16 protein-coding genes, 1 tRNA gene and 1 pseudogene are annotated in these 20,939 nt (G+C 57.5%); 12 read left to right on the forward strand and 6 right to left on the reverse strand.

Translation table 11 applies throughout. The annotated features are described in order from the left end of the window. Window positions 1-5 precede the first annotated feature (5 nt). Window positions 6-1,286, forward strand: a complete 1,281-nt coding sequence (gene repC, locus PHA01_RS25150) for a plasmid replication protein RepC (RefSeq protein ID WP_271899020.1) — start codon at window positions 6-8, stop codon at window positions 1,284-1,286. A 419-nt stretch (window positions 1,287-1,705) separates the two neighbouring features. On the opposite strand, the gene PHA01_RS25155 is transcribed toward repC, so the two are convergent. The 5 genes from PHA01_RS25155 to PHA01_RS25175 form a co-directional block, all read right to left on the reverse strand. Then, a complete protein-coding gene (locus PHA01_RS25155) occupies window positions 1,706-2,146 on the reverse strand; it encodes a hypothetical protein (protein WP_271899021.1) in 441 nt (146 codons plus the stop codon). Window positions 2,147-2,587: 441 nt separating this feature from the next. Further along, a complete protein-coding gene (locus PHA01_RS25160; RefSeq protein WP_271899022.1) occupies window positions 2,588-2,956 on the reverse strand; it encodes a hypothetical protein in 369 nt (122 codons plus the stop codon). 313 nt (window positions 2,957-3,269) lie between these two features. Continuing rightward, window positions 3,270-3,560, reverse strand: coding sequence for a DUF1236 domain-containing protein (locus PHA01_RS25165; protein WP_271899023.1), 291 nt, complete (start codon window positions 3,558-3,560; stop codon window positions 3,270-3,272). 129 nt (window positions 3,561-3,689) lie between these two features. Beyond that, window positions 3,690-4,751 carry a selenide, water dikinase SelD gene (gene selD / locus PHA01_RS25170; protein WP_271899024.1) on the reverse strand — a complete coding sequence of 354 codons (1,062 nt, stop codon included), beginning with the start codon at window positions 4,749-4,751 and terminating at the stop codon, window positions 3,690-3,692. 38 nt (window positions 4,752-4,789) lie between these two features. After that, window positions 4,790-5,887: a transglutaminase domain-containing protein gene (locus tag PHA01_RS25175; RefSeq protein ID WP_271899039.1), complete on the reverse strand. Its 1,098-nt coding sequence runs from the start codon at window positions 5,885-5,887 to the stop codon at window positions 4,790-4,792. 479 nt (window positions 5,888-6,366) lie between these two features. Here PHA01_RS25175 and fdnG point away from each other — a divergent pair, with 479 nt between their 5' ends. The 10 genes and pseudogenes from fdnG (at window position 6,367) to PHA01_RS25225 (ending at window position 18,397) form a co-directional block, all read left to right on the forward strand. Continuing rightward, window positions 6,367-9,453 carry a formate dehydrogenase-N subunit alpha gene (gene fdnG, locus PHA01_RS25180; RefSeq protein ID WP_271899025.1) on the forward strand — a complete coding sequence of 1,029 codons (3,087 nt, stop codon included), beginning with the start codon at window positions 6,367-6,369 and terminating at the stop codon, window positions 9,451-9,453. Between the two features lie 9 nt (window positions 9,454-9,462). Next, entirely contained in the window at window positions 9,463-10,407 is a 945-nt protein-coding gene (gene fdxH, locus PHA01_RS25185; protein ID WP_271899026.1) for a formate dehydrogenase subunit beta, read from the forward strand. Next, entirely contained in the window at window positions 10,404-11,099 is a 696-nt protein-coding gene (locus PHA01_RS25190) for a formate dehydrogenase subunit gamma (protein WP_271899027.1), read from the forward strand. Before fdxH ends, PHA01_RS25190 begins: the two co-directional genes overlap by 4 nt. Window positions 11,100-11,151: 52 nt before the next feature. After that, the gene (gene fdhE, locus PHA01_RS25195; RefSeq protein WP_271899028.1) at window positions 11,152-12,069 is read left to right on the forward strand and encodes a formate dehydrogenase accessory protein FdhE; all 918 of its coding nucleotides are present in this window, start codon (window positions 11,152-11,154) and stop codon (window positions 12,067-12,069) included. A 10-nt stretch (window positions 12,070-12,079) separates the two neighbouring features. Beyond that, a complete protein-coding gene (gene selA / locus PHA01_RS25200) occupies window positions 12,080-13,495 on the forward strand; it encodes an L-seryl-tRNA(Sec) selenium transferase (RefSeq protein ID WP_271899029.1) in 1,416 nt (471 codons plus the stop codon). Continuing rightward, window positions 13,492-15,324 (forward strand): annotated as a pseudogene (selB, locus tag PHA01_RS25205) (selenocysteine-specific translation elongation factor); the annotation flags it as partial. The gene selA and the pseudogene selB, both read left to right, overlap by 4 nt. Before the next feature lie 123 nt (window positions 15,325-15,447). Next, window positions 15,448-15,543, forward strand: a tRNA-Sec gene (locus tag PHA01_RS25210). A 26-nt stretch (window positions 15,544-15,569) separates the two neighbouring features. Next, entirely contained in the window at window positions 15,570-16,058 is a 489-nt protein-coding gene (locus PHA01_RS25215) for a hypothetical protein (RefSeq protein ID WP_271899030.1), read from the forward strand. Between the two features lie 282 nt (window positions 16,059-16,340). Further along, window positions 16,341-17,735: a selenium-binding family protein gene (locus tag PHA01_RS25220; RefSeq protein WP_271899031.1), complete on the forward strand. Its 1,395-nt coding sequence runs from the start codon at window positions 16,341-16,343 to the stop codon at window positions 17,733-17,735. Window positions 17,736-17,779: 44 nt separating this feature from the next. Continuing rightward, window positions 17,780-18,397, forward strand: coding sequence for a hypothetical protein (locus tag PHA01_RS25225; RefSeq protein WP_334312056.1), 618 nt, complete (start codon window positions 17,780-17,782; stop codon window positions 18,395-18,397). Between the two features lie 177 nt (window positions 18,398-18,574). Here PHA01_RS25225 and PHA01_RS25230 read toward each other — a convergent pair whose 3' ends face one another. After that, window positions 18,575-19,273 (reverse strand): DUF899 family protein, encoded by a 699-nt coding sequence (locus tag PHA01_RS25230; protein WP_271899033.1) that lies wholly within the window; start codon window positions 19,271-19,273, stop codon window positions 18,575-18,577. A gap of 507 nt (window positions 19,274-19,780) precedes the next feature. On the opposite strand from PHA01_RS25230, the gene PHA01_RS25235 reads away from it, so the two are divergent. Then, window positions 19,781-20,821, forward strand: coding sequence for a glutamine synthetase beta-grasp domain-containing protein (locus PHA01_RS25235; protein WP_271899034.1), 1,041 nt, complete (start codon window positions 19,781-19,783; stop codon window positions 20,819-20,821). Window positions 20,822-20,939: the final 118 nt, after the last annotated feature.

Raw genomic sequence — 20,939 nt, forward strand, 5'->3', positions numbered from 1 at the left:
AGACAATGCAGACCGGGAATGCATTCACGACGCCCTTCGGGCGGCGGTCGCTGTCGCTTGGCATGCTGGCAACGCAGGCACAGGCGCAAGAGATCGATCCGGAAGCGTCGATCGACAAATGGAAATTGTTTCGCAGCCTGTGTGAGGCTAGGGCACTGATCGGAATCTCCGATCGGGCGCTTGTCGTTTTGAACGCGCTTTTGACATTCTACCCACAGACGGAGCTCTGTGAGGCCAACGGCCTCGTGGTGTTTCCATCAAATATGCAACTGTCACTGCGCGCGCATGGAATGGCGCCGGCGACGTTACGGCGGCATTTGAGTGCGCTGGTGGAAACCGGACTGATTTTCCGCAAGGACAGCCCCAATGGCAAGCGCTACGCTCGCAAGGCGAGGGCAGGGGAGGGCGGCGAGGCATTCGGCTTCTCATTGGCACCATTGGTCTCGCGTGCGGCTGAATTTGAAGCTCTGGCCGGACAGGTGCGTTCGGAGCGGTTGCAACTGAAGCTGATGAAGGAGCGCGTCACCCTGCTACGCCGCGATATCGTCAAGCTGATCGAACTCGGCTTTGAGGAACTGCCGCACATCGACTGGAGCGCCCAATACTCCCGGTTTCGTGCGGTCATTGACGACATTCCGCGCCAGGCAACGATTGACGATCTGGAGCCAGCTGTCGATGGACTGGAATGTCTCCAGCTGGAGATATCCAATCTATTGGAAGATAAGCTCAATTCTAAAAAAACAAGCGCCAAAGCGTCTCATTCTGAGCGCCACAAACATAATTCAAATACCCAATCCACCTCTGATCTTGAACCCGGCTTTGGAAAAACCCAAGGGGCAAAAACTGCTCCAGAATCTGAAATCGAGGAGACTATTGAGACAAGGGGCGATGAAGCGAGGGGAGGGGACGATGGTACGGACACCGATCTCCCTGATGCCAAACCCGTGCCGCTCGGCCTTGTCCGCCAAGCTTGTCCGCAAATCGTCGTCTATGCGAGGAACGGTATCGCAAATTGGTCTGATCTGATGGCAGCGGCCGTAGTTGTCCGCTCCATGCTTGGCGTCAGCCCCTCAGCATATGAGGAAGCTTGCGATGTCCTGGGACAGGAAAATGCGGCCATCGCCATTGCATGCATCCTCGAACGGGCCGAGCAGATCAATTCCGCCGGTGGGTATCTGAGGTCGCTGACCGACAAGGCGGCGCGGGGCGAGTTCTCGGTCTGGCCGATGGTTTTGGCACAGCTTAGAGCCAACGGTTCGCACGTCCGATTGGTCACCGCGACATGAGCCAACATTTGCCATTTCGAAGTAGCAACGATAGCTCTAGATATCGGGGCTTTGTCGGGCAGTGTGTCTCGCAATGAAGGTTGGGCGTCCAAGGTGGATGTAGCGAAGATCCAACGGCGAGCGCCATAGCTAGAAAGATTTAGGTGATTAGGAAGTCCAGTAAACGGAAATTAATTTGGAGTTAGCTGCGGTATGGAGAAAAGTATTAACCTAAACAGGGTCTTAATGAGAACTCAGTTGGTCTATGGGAGTGCAGGGGAGGCGGGCCATCAAAGGCGGAAATAAATTTTGCCGCTTTTGGTAGCAGCAAGGATGTTTGGTTCTATTTTCTTGGGAGCATCCGTAGCGCAGAAAATTATGTTGGCGGCCGCTCGATGAGAGCGGGCCGCTTTGAAGAAGACCTTGAAGCGCCGACTGTTCTAACCGACAAACATCGCGCGCAACCGAGCCAACATACCCCGCCTTGTTCCTGTAGGCACGAGCCGACGGATGTAATAAGCAGCCGTCGCGGCGTTTACTGTCGCGCCGAAATGGCAATAGCAAATAACATTGTGCAGCTGGCGGTCAGTCAGTTGGAAGAACCGTTTGGCTTCCCCATAACTGTCGTTTTCCAACCCGGCCGCGCGCAGGACGGGATCGTCGAACGCCACCGAGATCGGCGAGCCCTCTCCACGCATGGCCGCGCGCTGACTGGCAGGCTGATACTCTGTCTGATGCAACGTCGAAAGGCGCCGCTCAGGATTCTGTTCGAGAAGCGCCGCCCAACGCTCGAGACGTTGGCTTTTGGATAAGGTTTGGCGGGGGTAGTCCTGATCGACCTCGGCGACGATCTGCAGTTGTTCAAGGGCATGATGCTTCATTTTGGCCTCCTATTCTGACAATAGTTGGTCCGCCCATTGCAATAAAACCCCGACGACAAAAGTGACTCCAAAGGACCACGAAGTCCAATCACGTTGCGGCCTGGACTATTGCGTTCACAAAAACGTGCGCGCTTGGTTTGGACACGGCACAGAGGGCGGCACTAGGCGCCTGCAGTGGAACAATTGATTGCATAGGAACGTTGTTCTGCCAGACCAAACGCGTGCGTGGTCGCAAGCAACTTAGGAGGCCAACCATGGATCTCACCACACTTCTTATAATAGTGCTTATAGTGCTTCTGCTGGGCGGAGGTGGCTGGTACGGCCGCGGACGCTGGTACTAAATTGCAGCTGGGATAAAAAACGACCTGGCTTTAAAAATCATTAGTTTCAAGCAGGTCTAGCTGGGAGGGGAGGTCAATTGATCTCCCCTCTTCATTTTGTTCAATCCTTACAATCCTCTGCTTTGGCCATGGCGGTTTGATCGCCTTTTTGTTGGGCGTTAACGTCCTGCTGCGACGTAGCAAGATTAGGGTCACCGCCACCTTCCTTGTTGGCTAACGGCATGGTCTGACCATCTTTTTTAGCAGTCTGACCTTCACTGCTACTGGTTGTCGTCCCAGTGCTTGCTGCTCCGGTTTGAGTCTGGCTGTTGGCGTCACTTTCCAGGGGCGCCTTGCTGCCATCCTTGGCGATACCCGTTTGAGCTTCAGTTTTCACTGAACCTGTGGTTTCCGGACATGCAGCCAAAGCGGTACTGGATGCAAAGGCGATCGCCCCTATGGCGATCAGAGCTGATGCAATATTTTTCATTTCGATCGTCCTCCTTGGTTGACAAGTTGGTTAAACCGATATCCGCGGCAATTGTTCCTAAGGGATGCAGACAGAGCGGTTTGGTCGCGACCACTGGCCAAGGATGAAAAGATCAACGCTTTATTCAGTCCGCCAGGAGACGGAGGCGGAACCAATTCGGATTTCATTTGTTTTTTGAGGCTGATTTTCCAGGTCAGCTGAGCCCTCGATGCAGCTACGCCGCCAATATTCAGGGCTCACCAACTTGGCGGCGAGCTTGCAAACTCGCCGTCTTTTTTGGTTTGGCGTCAATTGCCGATTTGCTGGGTTGGTGTTAATTGGACAGATAGATAACCTTTCGATCCTTCGTCGAAACGATGACCGGCTGCTTCTTTACATAGACATAACTGTAATCAGGGCTGTCGGGTATAGGCACCAGCTCGACATCCTCGGGGATTGCAGTTCCGACGGCCACATCCTCATCGATCATGATATCCTCAGATGGATTGGCGATCACATAGTCCCGCGTTGGCTGCGGCACTTCTACGATGACTGTATCTTGTGCGAGCACCTGACCGGCTCCCGCAAACATCAATGCAGCGGTTAGTAGAAGAATGCGTTTCATGGGTTCTCTCCCTTAATTTACCCTTCCCTTCAGCATGCCTAATCGACGATGGGCGATTTGGTTCCGAACGCGCGACCAGATACCTGTCGCGGAACTCTTGTTGCTCAGATGGGGAATATCGGGCGATCGTCAGGTAAGGACGTGCAATCCAGGCTCGCCCGTCTCAACTGAGCCAACGATCCGGGCCGCGGGGTAACCCGCAGCGGTGATCTGCTGGAGCAGGTCCGCTGTACGTTCTGCGCTGCAGGAAACGAGTAGCCCGCCAGAGGTCTGGGGATCGGACAGCAGGTGCCGCCGCCATACAGGGAAATCGGCGGGCAAGACGATGTCTGTATCGTAGCTTGCCCAATTGCGATGCGAGGCACCGGTGACGAAACCTGCCTTTGCGAGTTCGGCGGCGTGGATAAAAACGGCAATATCGTCCGCGTGCAGCGAGATGTGCACATTCGACCCTCTTGCCATCTCAAGGGCATGGCCGAGAATGCCGAAGCCGGTGACGTCGGTAATGGCATGCACATCCGCATCCTTGGCGAGTTCGCTGCCAATGCGGTTGAGGAGCGTCGTCGATGCGATGAGTTCGGCATAGGCATCTGCAGGCAACATGCCTTTCTTGAACGCCGCCGAGTAGATACCGACACCAAGCGCCTTGGTCAGAATCAGCGTGTCACCGGGCTTGGCGCCGCTGTTGCGCCGCAGACTGGCAATGGGGCAGGTGCCGATGACCGCAAGACCATAGATCGGCTCGGGAGAATCGATCGAATGGCCGCCCGCGACTGGGATACCGGCCTCGGAGCAGATGGCGCTTCCGCCCCTCAGGATCTCGCGCACCATCTCGGCCGGCAGCTTGTCGATCGGCATGCCGAGAATGGCGAGTGCCATGATCGGTTTTCCGCCCATGGCATAAACATCCGAGATCGCATTGGTTGCTGCTATCCGGCCGAAATCGAAAGGATCATCGACCATGGGCATGAAGAAATCCGTCGTCGCGATCACGCAGGTTTCGTCATCGAGCTGCCAGACTGCGGCATCATCACCGGTTTCGGTTCCGACAAGCAGCCGCGCAAACGGTCCGGTGACAGGTTGATCTGCAAGCAATTGCTGCAAGACAGACGGTGCCAGCTTGCATCCACATCCGCCACCATGGGACAGAGAGGTCAGGCGGATCGGCGGCGACGAGGTTCGATCATCCATAATGCGGCTCCATACGATTTTGCGAAATCGAGATCAGGTCAGATCGTGATCTCTCGTGACCGGATCGTATATTTGAACGCGTCGGGTTCCAGGCAATCGAGCCTGACCGACGCTACTTCCTCCTGCGGGTACATCAGGAAACCGAGCGCTGCTCCGCTCGAACCGGGCAATATCACGTCACGGGCGTCATTATAGGCGATCCAATTGCCTTCCCAGGCGCCAAACAGCGCCTCGCGCGCCGCAACCACCTTGGGATTGTCAGCCGGAAGACCGCCATCCGCCTCCTCAAGCATGACCTTTCGAACATCCGCCGGGTCGACGGGCACCCAGCCGAAGTCAGAAAGATAGACTTCTGCCCGGCAATGCTGTGCTTTGGTGACGATCTCGTTCTTGGCGCCGAGGCTCTTGTAGCCGAAGTTGGATGGCGCAACCCGGAGACCGTAAATATCGCGCGCAGGCAGACCAGCGGCTCGGGCAAGACCGACATAGAGAGCGTTCAGATCGGCACATTTGCCGCCAAGATTGCCGCTCCTCAACATGGCCACGACATCACCGGAACCGCAGCCGCGCGTGGTGGCATTCCGGTACGTGTTCTCAACCACCCAATCGTAGATCAGCTTCGCCTTTTGAATCTCGTTTGCGGTATCGCCGACGATCCTGTCGGATGTTTCCTTGACGATGCCATCGGTGGGGACAAGTCGGCTGCCGGCCAGATATCGTGCGCGCTCGTCAGCGTTCAGCGGCGTGGGACCCACCGGCTTTGAAAGATCGATGGCGCGATCGCGCGTGGCGACACGGCTGATGATCTCGACGGCAGGTGCTATGCTGCCGGCTTTCCACTCAACAAGCAGCATGTCAGTGTCATTGGTCGGACTAGGCACGATCCTGTTGCCGGTCGCATTGGTTGTCCAGGTGCTCGTCCCGGGCCGGTTCCAATCGCTGGCGCTGAAACCAGGCAACGGAATCCATGCGCGCCCGCTGCCCTCGGTGCCTGACGGCTCGATACGGGTTGTGATTTCGAATGTCCGCCAGGCGGCAGGCTTTGGCGCAAAAGCAGGACCTGCAAACACCCGTCCTGGTATTGCGGCCAATACAGCCGTTGCGGCGCCGATTTTCAGGAACTCGCGACGATCTATCATTTCATGCCCTCCCGATTTGATGACATCAATGGCACTTGCAGACGGTTAAACTGTATGTGGTGAAAGCTTTTCGAGTTTTGCGGAAGACAGGAGGGCATGCGCCAGAAAAAGCCCGCCGTTACCCGGGAGCGTTCTGCGTCGGAAGCACCATCACAACTGCCCCGAAACTCGGAAGCGACAAGTAAGCTCACGCTTTTATTCTTGTCCATTTGAGGTTGAACGTCAATTCGTCATTGCTGACATTCGCGTGTCCCCGGATTGAGCAGTAAAGGCGGTGAGTATTGTACCGACGTCATTCACCGGGGGATGGTCACAGCATACATTTTAATTTGATTATTACATTCATGTTTGATGGCTTCTTATTGATTTGACAATAAAATATGGTCAGGTAGGATTTTAGTCGAAATGCCAATGGTTTGTGTCTGATCTCCGGCATGCTTTATCGGCGTAGCCGGTTCAAAGGGAGATAACATGCTATGAACATGGAACTCTCGCGGCGCCAGTTTCTTGCGGCGACCGGCGCGGGTGTTGCGGGTACGGCGCTTGGCGCCTTTGGCTTCGGCGAGATCGAAGCCGCCCATGCCCAAGCGATCCGCGCTTTCAAACTCGTAAACACCACCGAAACCCGGAACACCTGCCCCTACTGCTCTGTTGCATGCGGTATCATCATGTACTCGAAGGGCGACCTGAAAAAGGGCGAAAAGGCCGAGATCGTCCATATCGAAGGCGACACCGACCATCCGACAAATCGCGGAACGCTGTGCCCGAAGGGCGCCGCCCTCCTCGACTTCGTCAAAGCCGAGACGCGCCTGAAATATCCGATGGTCCGCAAGCCCGGCTCCGACAAGTTCGAACGTGTCTCATGGAATGACGCGCTTGATCGCATCGCCCGGCTGATGAAGGACGACCGCGACGGTAATTTTGTCCAGAAGAACAATGACGGCGTAACCGTCAATCGATGGACGACGACCGGCTTCCTTGCCGCCTCCGCAACAACGAATGAAACAGCGTTTGCCACCTATAAGGTCGTGCGCAGCGCTGGCATGCTGGTATTCGATAACCAGGCACGTGTCTGACACGGCCCAACGGTGTCCAGTTTGGGCCCAACATTTGGCCGTGGTGCAATGACCAATTCCTGGACTGATATCAGGAATACGGATCTCGTTGTTATCATGGGCGGCAATGCCGCCGAAGCGCATCCGTGCGGTTTCAAATGGGTCACGGAGGCCAAGGCCAACCGTGGTGCCAAGCTTATCGTCGTCGATCCCCGCTTCACGCGCTCCGCGTCGGTGGCTGATTTCTATGCGCCCATCCGTCAGGGGTCGGACATAGCCTTCCTGCTTGGTGTGATGAATCATTGCATCACGAATGACAAGGTGCAGTGGGACTATGTGAAGGCATTCACCAATGCCGCCTTCATCGTCAAGGACGGCTTCGAATACAAGGACGGCCTGTTTACCGGTTACGACGAGACAAAGCGCGACTATGACAAGTCGACCTGGAACTATGCGATCGGCGATGACGGTTACGCTGTGGTCGATGACACGCTGACCAATCCACGCTGCGTGTGGAACCTGTTGAAAGCGCATATCTCCATCTATACGCCCGAAATGGTCGAGCGCATCTGCGGCACGCCCAAGGAGAAGTTCCTCAAGGTTGCCGAGATGATCTCGGAATGCTCGACGCCGACCAAGACGATGACGTCCATGTATGCGCTTGGCTGGACACAGCATTCAAAGGGTTCGCAGAACATCCGCTCGATGGCGATGCTGCAACTCATCCTCGGCAATATAGGGGTACGTGGCGGCGGCATGAACGCTCTGCGCGGGCACTCCAATATCCAGGGGTTGACCGATGTAGGCCTGATGTCGAACCTGCTTCCGGGCTACATGACGCTGCCAAACGAAAAAGAGGTGGATTTCGACACCTACATGTCGACACGCGGTTTCAAGCCACTCCGGCCGAACCAGATGAGCTACTGGCAGAACTACAGGAAATTCTTCGTCAGTTTCCTCAAGTCGATGTGGGGCCCGGCGGCGACGCCGGAAAACCATTTCGCCTATGACTGGCTGCCCAAGCTCGACGTGCCCGGTTACGATGTGCTGCGCGCCTTTGAACTCATGAACCAGGGCAAGATGACAGGGTACATCTGTCAGGGGTTCAATCCTCTGCTTGCGGCACCCAACAGAACGAAGCTGACCGCGTCCCTGTCGAAGCTCAAGTTCTTGGTGACGATGGATCCCCTCGACACGGAAACATCGCGGTTCTGGGAAAATCACGGCGAGTTCAATGATGTCGATTCTTCGCAAATCCAGACGGAGGTCTATCAACTGCCTTCGACCTGCTTTGCTGAAGACGAGGGCTCGCTCACCAATTCCGGGCGTTGGCTGCAGTGGCATTGGCCCGGCGGTACTGCTCCCGGTGAAGCGAAGACGGATAACTGGATCATGGCGCAGATCTATACGCGTCTGCGAGACCTTTACCGCAAGGAGGGCGGAGCATTCCCCGATCCGATCGTCAACCTTGATTGGTCCTATGCCGATCCGGGCGAGCCGACTGCCGAAGAACTTGCCAAGGAACTGAACGGCAAAGCGCTGGCCCCGGTGATGGATCCGACAGATCCTACCAAGGTGGTGGTTGAAGCCGGAAAGCTGGTGCCAAGCTTCGCCGCGTTGCGTGATGACGGCTCCACAACGAGCGGATGCTGGATTTATTCCGGCTGCTTCAACGAGAACGGCAACAACATGGCCCGGCGCGATACATCGGACCCCGATGAGACCGGCGCTTACCTGAAATGGGCCTTTTCGTGGCCCGTCAACCGCCGCATCCTCTACAACCGGGCTTCGGCGGACCTGAATGGCAAGGCCTGGGACCCCAGCCGTAAGCTGATCGAGTGGGACGGTCAGAAATGGTCAGGCTACGACGTGCCGGATATTGCACCGACAGCCAAACCGCAGGACGTCGGTCCATTCATCATGAACGCAGAGGGCGTGTCGCGCCTCTTCGTCGTGGGCATGATGCGCGATGGACCGTTCCCGTCTCACTACGAACCGTTCGAGTCGCCGGTCACAAACCTGATCGCTCCGAGAATCCGGGGCAATCCGGTGGCGCGGGTGTTCAAGGGCGATTTCGCGCAGTTTGCCGAACCCGCTTCGCAGGAATTTCCTTATGCGGCAACGTCCTACCGTCTTACTGAACACTTCCACTACTGGACCAAGCATGTCTGGGTGAATGCCGTCCTGCAGCCGGAATTCTTCGTCGAGATATCGGAAGAACTCGCGAAGGAGAAAGGCATTGTCAAAGGCGGCTGGGTGCGCGTGTGGTCCAAGCGCGGATCGATCAAGGCCAAGGCAGTGGTCACGAAGCGGATCAAACCTTTGATCTGCGACGGCAAGCCGGTTCATGTGGTGGGTATTCCGCTGCACTGGGGTTTCACGGGGGCAGCGAAGAAGGGCTTTGGTCCCAACTCGCTCACGCCTTTCGTTGGTGACGCCAATATCGAGACGCCTGAATACAAGGCGTTCCTGGTCAATATCGAGCCCATCGCCGGGCCGGTGGCATAGGAGGTTACCATGTTCCCGCCTGTCCCAAACCCGACGACCCAGCCTGTACCCCCGAAATTCGGCGATAAGGATTTGATCCGCCGGTCGGCGTCAACCGTGACGCCGCCCGCGCAACGGCAGACGGAGGTGGCAAAGCTCATCGATGTCTCCAAGTGCATCGGTTGCAAAGCCTGCCAGTCGGCTTGCATCGAGTGGAACGACACACATCCGGAAATCGGAATCAATACCGGCGTCTACGATAACCCGCATGATCTGACGCCGGATATGTTCACGCTGATGCGGTTCACCGAGTGGGAAAACCCGGAAACGAACAATCTCGAGTGGCTCATCCGCAAGGATGGTTGCATGCATTGCGAGGATCCGGGCTGCCTCAAGGCCTGCCCGGCACCCGGCGCCATCGTGCAATATTCGAATGGCATTGTCGATTTCATCCACGAGAACTGTATTGGCTGCGGCTATTGCATCAAGGGATGCCCGTTCAATATTCCGCGCATCTCACAGGTCACTCATACCGCCTACAAGTGCACGCTCTGCTCCGACCGCATCGCCGTTGGACAGGGACCAGCCTGTGCCAAGGCATGTCCGACGCAAGCGATCGTTTTTGGTACCAAGGACGAGATGAAGGAGCACGCGGCAGGACGCATCACCGATCTGAAATCGCGCGGTTTTGCCAATGCGGGACTTTACGATCCGCCGGGCGTCGGCGGCACACACGTCATGTATGTGCTGCATCATGCGGACAAACCGGAGATTTACGCCGGTCTGCCGAACAATCCGCGCATCAGCCCGATCGTCGAGGCCTGGAAGGGTGTCACGAAATATGCCGGGCTCGCTGTGATCGGTTTTGCTGCTGCAGCCGGGTTCATGCACTATCTCGTTGCCGGTCCGAACCGGGTTTCCGAAGAGGATGAAGAGAATGCCGAGAAGCTGACCGGAGAGGAACCTCGCCAATGAGCACGGATTATGACGTGGAGAAGGGCGATAGCGTTCATCCGGGCAAGCCCGTTACCGTCGACCGCTACACGGCGGGTGCGCGCGTCAATCATTGGATCACGGCAATTAGCCTTGTGCTCCTGGCGCTGTCCGGCCTTGCCTTGTTCCATCCCCGCCTCTTTTTCCTGACGGGGCTCTTTGGCGGTGGCCCGTTGACGCGGATCATTCATCCGTGGATCGGTGTTCTTCTGTTTTTCAGCTTTTTCGGTCTGTTTTTTCGCTTCTGGAAAGCCAATCTCTGGAAACGTGAGGATGGCACCTGGCTCGCGCGCATTCGGGATGTGCTGACGGGACATGAAGAACGGCTGCCGGAGGTCGGTAAATACAATGCCGGACAGAAATTTGTCTTCTGGTCGATGTCGGCTCTGATCATCGTGCTGATTACAACGGGCCTGATAATCTGGGATCAGTATTTCTCCGTGTTCACCACAATCGAGCAGAAACGATGGGCCGTGCTCATTCACGCGATTGCGGCTGTTTGTGCTATCAGTGTCTGGATCATCCATGTCTATGCAGCGATCTGGGTGCGCGGTACAATAAGGGCAATGACCCGTGGTTCTGTGACTGGCGGCTGGGCGTGGAGGCATCACCGCAAGTGGTTACGTGAGCTGGTCGGCAAAGCGTCAAAAGGCAAATCGACGCCCGCCGAATAACAGGGCGTTCAACATCGGTCCACGTGGCCCGGCGGGTTCGTGAGGGAGTTTTATGAGTCGCAAAAGCGCGGTCGTACCGGATCCAACAGCGATTGGGAATATTGCGTCACCGCCCTTTGCGCGTCTGCCCGATCCCGCTTCGCTTTTTTCTGCCAGATCGAGGCGTCTGCGCCAGTTGGCTGAAACAAGCGATCTGGCACCCTGTCTGAATTTTCTTGCCGAACTTGGCCAAGCCCAAAACGATATCCAGTCGGATCTGCCTCTGCCGGAGAGCCCCGATGCGGAAACGATTGCGCGTGCACGCGAGTTCGAAATGCCGCCGCTCGACCGAAGCCTGATCGGGGGCGACCCGGCGATTGGCACTTTATTCGATCGCCTGTTCGCCGCGGCTGCGACAATCGAGAAGCCGGTTGCCGCCGCTAAGGCGCTGGCTCGCGTGACAGCAGCCGATCCTGCCGAACGTCTTGCCATGGCGCAAACCATATTCTCCAACACATTGCCCGGCGATGCGATTGCCGAGCATGTTTTTGTGTGGGCGGGGCTACAGGTATATTTCGCCCGTGTTGCATCCGTTCTTGATGTGGCCGCGCTGGCGCCGGTCGCCGATGGCGTTTGTCCTGTCTGTGGTGGCGCCCCGATGTCCTCGATGGTCGTCGGCTGGCCCGGTTCGCACGGCGCGCGTTTTTGCTCATGTTCCCTGTGCGGCACGCTCTGGCACTATGTCCGGGTCAAATGCGTGCTCTGCGGTTCTACCAAGGGGATCGGCTACCAGGAAATTGACGGACAAGGCGGGATCGTCAAGGCCGAGACCTGCGATGAATGCCATGGCTGGTCGAAGATCCTATATCAGGACAAGGAGCCCGCAGCCGATCCCGCTGCCGATGATGTGGCGAGCCTCAACCTCGATCTCCTGATGCGGGATGGGCCTTACCACCGTGGCGGTTTTTCTCCGCTGTTAGCCGGCTTTTAGGAGGGTGGACATGGACAGCAATGCCAGCTTGCGCCGCATTCCTTCCGTGGACCAGCTTCTGAAGTCGGTGTCGGCTGCTAGCATAATCGAACGTTTTGGCCGTCCGGCCCTCACTGAAGCCTTGCGGAGTGCGTTGGCAAAGGCACGTAATGACGTGCGCAATGGCCATAATGCTCCCTCCGCAGAAACCATCATGGCTGCCGCGCTGGCCAGCCTTGAGGCGGCTGACAAGTCATCGCTCCGGCCCCTGTTCAATTTGACGGGTACGGTACTGCACACGAATCTCGGTCGTGCATTGCTTGCGCAAGCGGCAATCGAGGCTGCAACGGCGGCCATGCGCGAGGCCGTTGCACTCGAATTCGATCTCGAGAGCGGCAAGCGCGGTGAACGCGATGATCATCTGCGTTCCCTGATCTGCGAACTGACCGGGGCGGAAGAGGCGACAATCGTCAACAACAACGCGGCGGCTGTCCTTCTGGTCCTGAACAGTCTGGCGGCGGGCAGGGAAGCCATCGTCTCGCGCGGTGAGCTGATTGAAATCGGCGGGGCTTTCCGCATGCCCGATATCATGGCGCGCGCCGGTACGCGTCTCGTCGAGGTCGGCACCACGAACCGCACCCATGCCCGGGATTATCGCGATGCCATCGGTCCCGATACGGGGCTGATACTGAAAGTCCATACCTCCAACTATCGCGTCGAAGGCTTCACCAAGGAGGTGGGTGCGCGTGAACTGGCTGGCATCGCGCGCAGCAAGGACGTTCCCCTGGTCAATGACCTCGGTTCCGGCACACTGACGGATATCACGCGTTACGGACTTGCGCACGAGCCGACCGTGCGTGAAGCGATCGCTGAGGGTGCCGACATCGTGACCTTTTCCGGTGACAAGCTGCTGGGCGGCCCGCAGGCCGGGTTCATCGTCGGGCGCAAGTCGCTCATCGAGACGATCAACAAGAACCCGATGAAACGGGCGCTGCGTGTCGACAAAATCCGCCTTGCGGCGCTGATAGCGACATTGCAGCTCTATCGCGATCCGGATCGCCTGAGCGAGCGGCTGCCCACCATGCGGCTTCTTACCCGTTCGCAGGACGCCATCGACGCGCAGGCGCAGCGATTGGCGCCGATCGTGGAGCGTGCGCTGAAAGGCGCTTTCAGCGTTGCCGTTATTACGTGCGAAAGCCAGATCGGCTCCGGGGCTTTGCCGCTTTCCACGGTGCCGAGCGCCGGCTTGGCCCTGACGCCGGTCGAGGGCAGTGGAAGCATGCTCGCTGAACTCGCAGCTGGACTCAGGCGACTTCCGATGCCGGTCATCGGCCGTATCGAGCGCGGAGCGCTGGTGCTGGACCTGCGCTGCCTTGAGGACGAGGCCGGTTTTGCGGCGAATTTTGCCGGCGTTTCAACGGGGCCGCACAAGGTCACCACGCCATGATCGTAGGTACCGCAGGGCATATCGATCACGGCAAGACATCGCTCGTCAAGGCGTTGACCAATGTCGACACCGATCGGCTGAAAGAGGAAAAGGCCCGCGGTATTTCGATCAATCTCGGCTTTGCCTACATGCCCGTAGAAGGCGCAGAGATACTCGGCTTTGTCGATGTGCCGGGGCACGAGAAGTTCATCCACACCATGCTTGCCGGGGCCAGTGGCATCGATTTTGCCCTGCTGGTCGTCGCTGCGGACGACGGGGCAATGCCCCAGACAGGTGAGCATCTCGCCATCATCGACCTTCTTGGTATCGAACGCGGTGTCGTTGCTCTTACCAAGGCCGATCTGGTGCAGGAAGAACGGCTCGTCGAGGTGGAAACCGCAATACGAAACGAACTTGCCGGCACGGCGCTTTGCGATGCTCCGATCATTGCCGTTTCAACGATCTCGGGTCGTGGCATCGCGGCATTGCGCGATGAAATCGTTGACGCCGCACGCAGGTTTGCCCGTCGCCAAGCAACTGGCCGCTTCCGGCTGGCGGTCGACCGCTCATTCACAATCCAGGGGGCAGGCACCGTTGTAACCGGAACTGTCCTTTCGGGAACGATTGCTGTCGATGATCATGTGACGGTGAGCCCCTCTGGCCTGTCAGCGCGCATCCGTTCAATCCATGCACAGAACCGGCCGAGTGAGGTTGGCCGAGCCGGTGATCGCTGCGCTCTCAATCTCGTCGGTGCAGACATCACGAAGGCAGCGATCAATCGTGGCGACGTGGTGCTTGACGCCAGCCTGCATGCGCCGACGAGCCGGATTGACGCGACATTGCGTGTGCTTGGCTCCGAACGCAAGCCGATCGGTCACTGGTTTCCGGTTCGGCTGCATCATGCGTCGACCGAGGTCGGCGCTCGCATCGCTTTGCTGGCCGATGAGCCAGTAGCCCCCGGGACACGTACCCGTGTGCAACTTGTGCCCGACCGGCCGATCGCTGCAGCGGTTGGCGATCGTTACGTGATCCGCGACACGTCTGCGCGCCGCACGATTGGTGGCGGCCGCTTTCTGGATTTGCGTGCGCCAGCCCGCAAACGCCGCACTCCGGAGCGAAGGGCACAGCTCGATGCGCACGAACTGATCGAGCCGGATCGGGCGCTGGAAGCATTGCTTGCAGTGCCGCCATTTTATCTGGACATCGAGGCCTTCGCCCGTGACAGGGCCTTGGTGATGGCAGATATCAGCGCTTTGGCAGAGTCAGTGGGTGCGGTGCAGTTGCCTGTTGATGCTTCGGTTGTCGGCATATCGTTTGGGCAGTGGAAGAAATTCCAGCGAGATCTTCTGGACCGGCTGGAAGCTTTCCATGCTGACAATCCGGATTTGTTGGGGATCGGCATTGAACGGCTGCGGACGCAGCTTGAGTTGCGCCTGCCTGTACCTGCGTTCCGTGCAGCCCTGCAAAGTCTGGTCCGTGGCGGGGAGATCGCACTGGACGGAGCCTGGGTCCGGCTTTCCGGGCACGAAGTGACGATGGCCCCGGCTGACGAGCGACTGTGGGATGCGATTGAGCCGCTACTCGGCGGAGCCGAACGTTTCCGCCCGCCGCGCGTCCGCGATATTGCCGCGTTGTTTGCTGTGCCGGAGCCGCAGGTGCGCCGGCTGCTGAAGCTGGGCAGCCGCATGGGCAAAGTACATGAGGTGGCACACGACCATTTCTTCCTGCGAGGCACGGTTGCAGAAATGGTTGCCATCATCGTCGAGATCAGCACAGCTGCCGATGAAGGCTGGTTTACCGCCGCGCAGTTTCGCGACCGCGTCGAAAATGGTCGCAAGGTTGCAATCCAGATCCTTGATTTCTTCGATCATCATAGCATCACATTGCGTCGTGGCGACCTTCGTCGGGTTAACCGCAACCGTCTGGATCTCTTCGCGAATACAGATGGTGCGACCAGCGACAATACTGTTTCTGGAGGAGAATCGTCCCCGGTGGGGCGTCCGGACTTCAAATCCGGGAGGGGCCGAGAGACGGTCTTTGGTGGGTTCGACTCCCACTCTCTTCCGCCACCACCCGGCCACTCCGGAAGCTCCCGATGACGACGGTAGCCACCTATCTCGAGCGGCTGCAGCAAGCCGCCGACAAGGCGCAATCGGCCGAGACCGCCTATCGGCGGGAGGCGGCGGCCCGCATAGCTGCACTCGAGCGCGAACGTGCTTTCGCCTTTCGCCGGATGAACCTGATGCGGTCGGTCGCCGAGGCGGCAAAGCCGCAAATGGAGGACGATAGTGATCCGGCCGAGCGGAGCGGTGAGGAAATCGCCGTCGCGCGCGCCCTAGCGCTGTTGCGGGTGAGGTTGGGCTGGTCGTCGGATAGTGAAACCCGGGATGCACCGCTTGCGCATTTCGCACCTGTGGTCATTGCGCTTCATCGTGCTTCGGACGGTGCGGGGATGCCTGATAGGACGTCAGGTATTGATGATGCGCTTGGGCGCTTCGAGGTCTGGTATGAGGAGGCTCACGGCGTTTCGTTCTGGATGCTTTTTGATAATCCGATGCAAGATACGCCGCGCGTCGACTTCTGAGACCCCGGGTGTAAACTCTACTGCGACGGTCATCTGACGCGATTTTCTGTGCTTCCGGTGCTCACGTACTTTATGTACGCTGCGCTCCGGTTCTCGAAAACCACGCCATATGTCTCGCCGCAGCGACTTTCCAAACGGGCTCTGAGACAACCAGTCAGAACTGCATCTGTCATCAAATGACTTGATTGGACAGCGCTTCTTCCAGGTGCGAAGATCGCCCGTCACATTCATTTTAGGAAACCGCTGCGCAAGACTTCGTTTTGATCAAGAGGAAGTTCCATCATGGCAACCTGGCAACCCGATCCCTCATTCTATCCCTCGCCGAGAATGGCCGCCAAGGCGCCGGCAGAAAAGTTGGCCTACGTCGCCGCCTTCGATCCGGATCGCAAGAAACCCGATGCAATCGCCGTCGTCGATGTTGATCCGAAATCGCCTTCCTATTCCCGGATTGTCGGCCAGGTCGACATGCCGAATGCGGGTGACGAACTGCATCATTTTGGCTGGAATGCGTGCTCGTCCTGCCTTTGCCCCAATGCGCCGCACCCCCACATGGAAAGGCGTTATCTCGTCGTGCCGGGCCTGCGATCGTCGAGGCTGCACATCATCGATACGAAGCCAGATCCCCGAAATCCGATGATCGTCAAGGTTATCGAGCCCGAAGAAATTGCCGAAAAGGCGGGGTACTCCCGGTTGCATACCATTCACTGCGGACCCGAGGGGATTTATGTCAATGCGCTTGGAAACGCCGAGGGCAAGGCGCCCGGTGGCATATTCCTGCTCGATCCCGAAAGTTTCAATGTGCTTGGCCAATGGGAGATGGATCGCGGGCCGCAAAAGCTCGCCTATGATTTCTGGTGGCACCTCGGCCACGACACGATGATCACAAGTGAATGGGGTACGCCCGATACATTCGAGGATGGGCTTGTCCCGGAGATTCTGCTCGGCAGCAAATATGGACGCAGACTGCATTTCTGGGACCTCCACAAGCGCAAGCATCTGCAGGAGATCGATTTCGGTGAAGAGCACCAGCTCGTGTTCGAGTTACGCCCTGCGCATGATCCGACCAAGGCCTATGGTTTCGTTGGCTGCGTCATCAGTTTGAAGGACCTCTCCGCATCGATCTGGACGTGGTATCGCGACGGTAACAAATGGGCTGTCAAAAAGATCATCGAGATTCCCGCCGAGCCTGCCGATGCTTCATTGCTACCGCCTGTGCTGCAGGGCTTCCAGGCGGTTGCCCCGCTCGTCACCGATATCGATCTGTCGATGGATGATCGGTTCCTCTATGTTTCATGCTGGGGCACGGGCGATATGATCCAGTATGACGTATCGGATCCTTTCCACCCGAAAGAAACCGGCCGGGTCAGGATTGGTGGTATCGTCTCCCGGGCTACCCATCCGAAGGCCAGCAACCGCGCGCTCAATGGCGGGCCGCAAATGGTGGAAATCAGTCGGGACGGAAAGCGTGTCTATTTCACCAACTCGCTCTATCGCGCCATCGATCCGCAGTTCTATCCGGACGGTATCGACGGCTGGATGGTAAAGCTTGACGTCGGGGACAACGGCGGGATCACATTCGACGAGAATTTCTTCGTCGATTGGCCGAAAGGCCATCGTCCGCATCAGGTGCGGCTGGAAGGGGGCGACTGCTCATCGGACTCGTATTGCTATCCTTGATGAGGCCGGTATCCGCAAAACGAATGGCAGCATAGATGATAGCCATGTCACCGTGGCTGGTACTTGCTGGCCTTGGCGTCTTTCACGGTCTCAATCCCGCGATGGGCTGGCTCTTTGCCGTGGCGCTTGGTCTGCACAGAAGGAGCCGCAAGACAGTTTTCCTGTCGGTAATTCCTATCGCCATAGGGCACGCGATTTCGATCGCTGTCGTTGCATTTTTGGCCGTGTTGCTCGGCCTGATCATCGACCAGCGCGTTCTCGAAATTATCGCCGGCGTGGTGTTGCTCGCATGGGCTGTCTACTTCGCCACATACGGCCATCGCCACCGTGTCCGGGTTGGCATGACAACCGGAATGACAGGACTTGGGTTGTGGTCATTCCTGATGGCGACCGCCCATGGGGCAGGCCTCATGCTGGTGCCGGTTGTCATCCCGCTTTGCCTCTCGAATAGCCCCGCGAAAGAACTGACAGCGGCGGGTTCATTGCCGATAGCCCTGGCGGCTATCGGCACGCACATGGCAGCGATGCTCGCGGTGATCCTGCTGGTCGCGATCGCGGTTTACGATTGGTTTGGCCTCGCATTTTTGCGCCGCGGATGGATCAACTTTGATGCCATCTGGATCGCGGCGCTTGCGATTACGGGTATTGTCCTGATTGTCTGAGGGGCTGTTGGTATTCACACTCTGACGGCCTGCAAATGGCGCTTTTCTGTGCTTCCGGTGCTCACGTACCAGAATGTACGCTGCACTCCGGTGCTCGAAACCACCATTTTCGCCGCGTCATAGCGTGAATCTCAACGGCCCCTAGAGCGAGTTTTGTCTACTCAGAGCGGGATCTGTTTAATACTCAAGCTTCGGATACCAATCCTTGCCACGACCTTCGGGCGTTGCATCGAAAATGGTCCACAGTGGCATGGGGTCCGGTGCGCCGCGCGGGTCCTGCTCGGGATCGGCGGTCGCTACGCCCATTTCCTCGCTCCAGAAATGACGGATCGTGCCATCGCGACGGGTGAAGACGTTGAATGCGGCTCTATCTTCGTCCTCGGAACTTACATAGTCGCGAGTATAGTCGCCGCTCATGTCGGAATAGAGCTTGAGGTCGTGCCAGCCACGTTCCTTTTTGAAAGCGACAAGCCGCTCGATCGGCGAGCGCGCGATCACCGCCAAGGCTACGCGCTGTTCGACATCACGAGCCTCGCCGTCCCAGGCGCTGAGCTGCGAGGTGCACATCGGGCACGGCCGCTTGCGCTGCGGCCCGAACATGTAGCTATAAGCCACGAGTGTCTGTTTGCCATTGAACAGGTCGGCGAAACTCACAGGTCCGTGCTCGCTTTCAAATCGATAGTTCTTGGCGACTTCGCCGCCAGGTGGCAATGCCCGGCGTTGCTCGGCAACGCGCTCGATATGGCGCCGCAATTCGATCTCTTCCGCCAACAGCGCATTGCGCGCCTGCCGGTATTCATTGGTTTCGTTCGGAAAGTGCGCTTCGCTCAGCTTCACGAGCTCCGCTGCGGGTGTCAGTGGATGGGTGGTGTTCATGATCGATCCTTTGGGTGGTTGTGTATTCGATCCGGCGGCCCAGTCGCTGGGATGAGCCTGCCACAAAGAAGTCTAGGGCATTATAACGTTGATATCAACGTATCGTATTGTGAGATGTTCCGCCTCGACTATTTTGCCTTTCACCATGCTCATACGGACAGCAAATTCGATTTTGCGATGCTCAAATTAAAATCACTTTGATGCTTTTTAATGCGGTTCGTTTCACCCTCAGCCGAAATCAGAGGCGATTTTGCCGAACTCGTTGTCGTTTCACTGGCTAACATCGCGATCAGTCGCTGGAAGGGAGGATATCGGCTTCTACCCGCCTGTCATGAATCGTTCTTATTTCGACGGTTGGCCCTCTGGACGCTGCAATTTTTGAAGAAATTCGAGACGGCCAGATGAGTTGGCATGGAACATGCTTTGTCTTCTCATGGTGCAAGCTGGCGTTACTCGATCATCGGAATATCCTGGATCGCTACGCCTTCAGACAAGGAAGGTAAAAAAATGACAAAATACAAGCTCGAGTATATTTGGCTGGATGGATACACCCCGGTGCCGAATCTTCGCGGCAAGACGCAGGTCAAGGAATTCGACAGTTTTCCTGCACTCGAGGATTTGCCGATGTGGGGATTCGACGGCAGCTCCACGATGCAAGCTGAAGGCAGAAGTTCGGATTGCGTGTTGAAGCCAGTGGCCATCTATCCTGATAGCGAGCGTAAGAACGGTGCTCTTGTCATGTGCGAAGTCATGATGCCGGATGGTGTTACGCCGCATCCTTCGAACAAGCGCGCGTCGATCCTCGATGACGAAAATGCATGGTTCGGATTCGAACAGGAATATTTCTTCTTTAAAAATGGCCGTCCACTCGGCTTCCCGGAAGCCGGATATCCAGCACCACAGGGGCCATATTACACGGGCGTTGGCTATAGCAGCGTCGGCGATATCGCCCGCAAGATCGTCGAAGAACATCTCGACGTTTGCCTGGCAGCGGGCCTCAACCACGAAGGCATCAACGCCGAAGTGGCCAAAGGCCAATGGGAGTTCCAGATCTTCGGAAAGGGTTCCAGAAAGGCTGCCGACGAGATTTGGCTAGCGCGCTATCTATTGCAGCGTTTGACCGAAAAGTATGGCATCGACGTTGAATATCATTGCAAGCCGCTCGGCGATACCGATTGGAATGGTTCGGGCATGCACGCCAATTTCTCCACACAATATATGCGGGAAATCGGCGGCAAAGACTATTTCGAGCAGTTGATGGGCGCCTTCCAGAGTGCAACGGCCGATCATATCGCCGTCTATGGCCCCGACAATCATCTGCGCCTGACTGGCAAGCACGAAACGCAGTCCATTCATACGTTCAGCTACGGCGTGGCTGATCGCGGCGCATCCATCCGGGTACCGCATAGCTTTGTAAACAATGGTTACCGTGGATATCTCGAGGACCGCCGCCCGAACTCACAGGGCGACCCCTATCAGATCGCGTCCCAAATTCTCAAGACCATCGCATCCGTTCCTCTCGAAAGCGACATCTCGGTCGCTGCCTAAAGGACGCAAAGTGCGGCCAAAATAAATTTAGATTTGCGCACCAGACCCCAAGCGCGCCCCCCCGGGGGGGGTTTTGAGAGTAGGCCGCCCAGCCCCCCACCCGCGAGTTGTTCCGAGG

The sequence above is a fragment of the Candidatus Phyllobacterium onerii genome (genome assembly GCF_028331445.1).
Classification (GTDB): Bacteria; Pseudomonadota; Alphaproteobacteria; order Rhizobiales; family Rhizobiaceae; genus Phyllobacterium; species Phyllobacterium onerii.

Bases quoted from the DNA above. Each gene is read 5' to 3' on its own strand.
- repC (WP_271899020.1), top strand. From the start codon at position 6: ATGCAGACCGGGAATGCATTCACGACGCCCTTCGGGCGGCGGTCGCTG.
- PHA01_RS25155 (WP_271899021.1), bottom strand. From the start codon at position 2,146: ATGAAGCATCATGCCCTTGAACAACTGCAGATCGTCGCCGAGGTCGAT.
- PHA01_RS25160 (WP_271899022.1), bottom strand. From the start codon at position 2,956: ATGAAAAATATTGCATCAGCTCTGATCGCCATAGGGGCGATCGCCTTT.
- PHA01_RS25165 (WP_271899023.1), bottom strand. From the start codon at position 3,560: ATGAAACGCATTCTTCTACTAACCGCTGCATTGATGTTTGCGGGAGCC.
- selD (WP_271899024.1), bottom strand. From the start codon at position 4,751: ATGGATGATCGAACCTCGTCGCCGCCGATCCGCCTGACCTCTCTGTCC.
- fdxH (WP_271899026.1), top strand. From the start codon at position 9,463: ATGTTCCCGCCTGTCCCAAACCCGACGACCCAGCCTGTACCCCCGAAA.
- PHA01_RS25190 (WP_271899027.1), top strand. From the start codon at position 10,404: ATGAGCACGGATTATGACGTGGAGAAGGGCGATAGCGTTCATCCGGGC.
- fdhE (WP_271899028.1), top strand. From the start codon at position 11,152: ATGAGTCGCAAAAGCGCGGTCGTACCGGATCCAACAGCGATTGGGAAT.
- selA (WP_271899029.1), top strand. From the start codon at position 12,080: ATGGACAGCAATGCCAGCTTGCGCCGCATTCCTTCCGTGGACCAGCTT.
- PHA01_RS25215 (WP_271899030.1), top strand. From the start codon at position 15,570: ATGACGACGGTAGCCACCTATCTCGAGCGGCTGCAGCAAGCCGCCGAC.
- PHA01_RS25220 (WP_271899031.1), top strand. From the start codon at position 16,341: ATGGCAACCTGGCAACCCGATCCCTCATTCTATCCCTCGCCGAGAATG.
- PHA01_RS25225 (WP_334312056.1), top strand. From the start codon at position 17,780: ATGTCACCGTGGCTGGTACTTGCTGGCCTTGGCGTCTTTCACGGTCTC.
- PHA01_RS25230 (WP_271899033.1), bottom strand. From the start codon at position 19,273: ATGAACACCACCCATCCACTGACACCCGCAGCGGAGCTCGTGAAGCTG.
- PHA01_RS25235 (WP_271899034.1), top strand. From the start codon at position 19,781: ATGACAAAATACAAGCTCGAGTATATTTGGCTGGATGGATACACCCCG.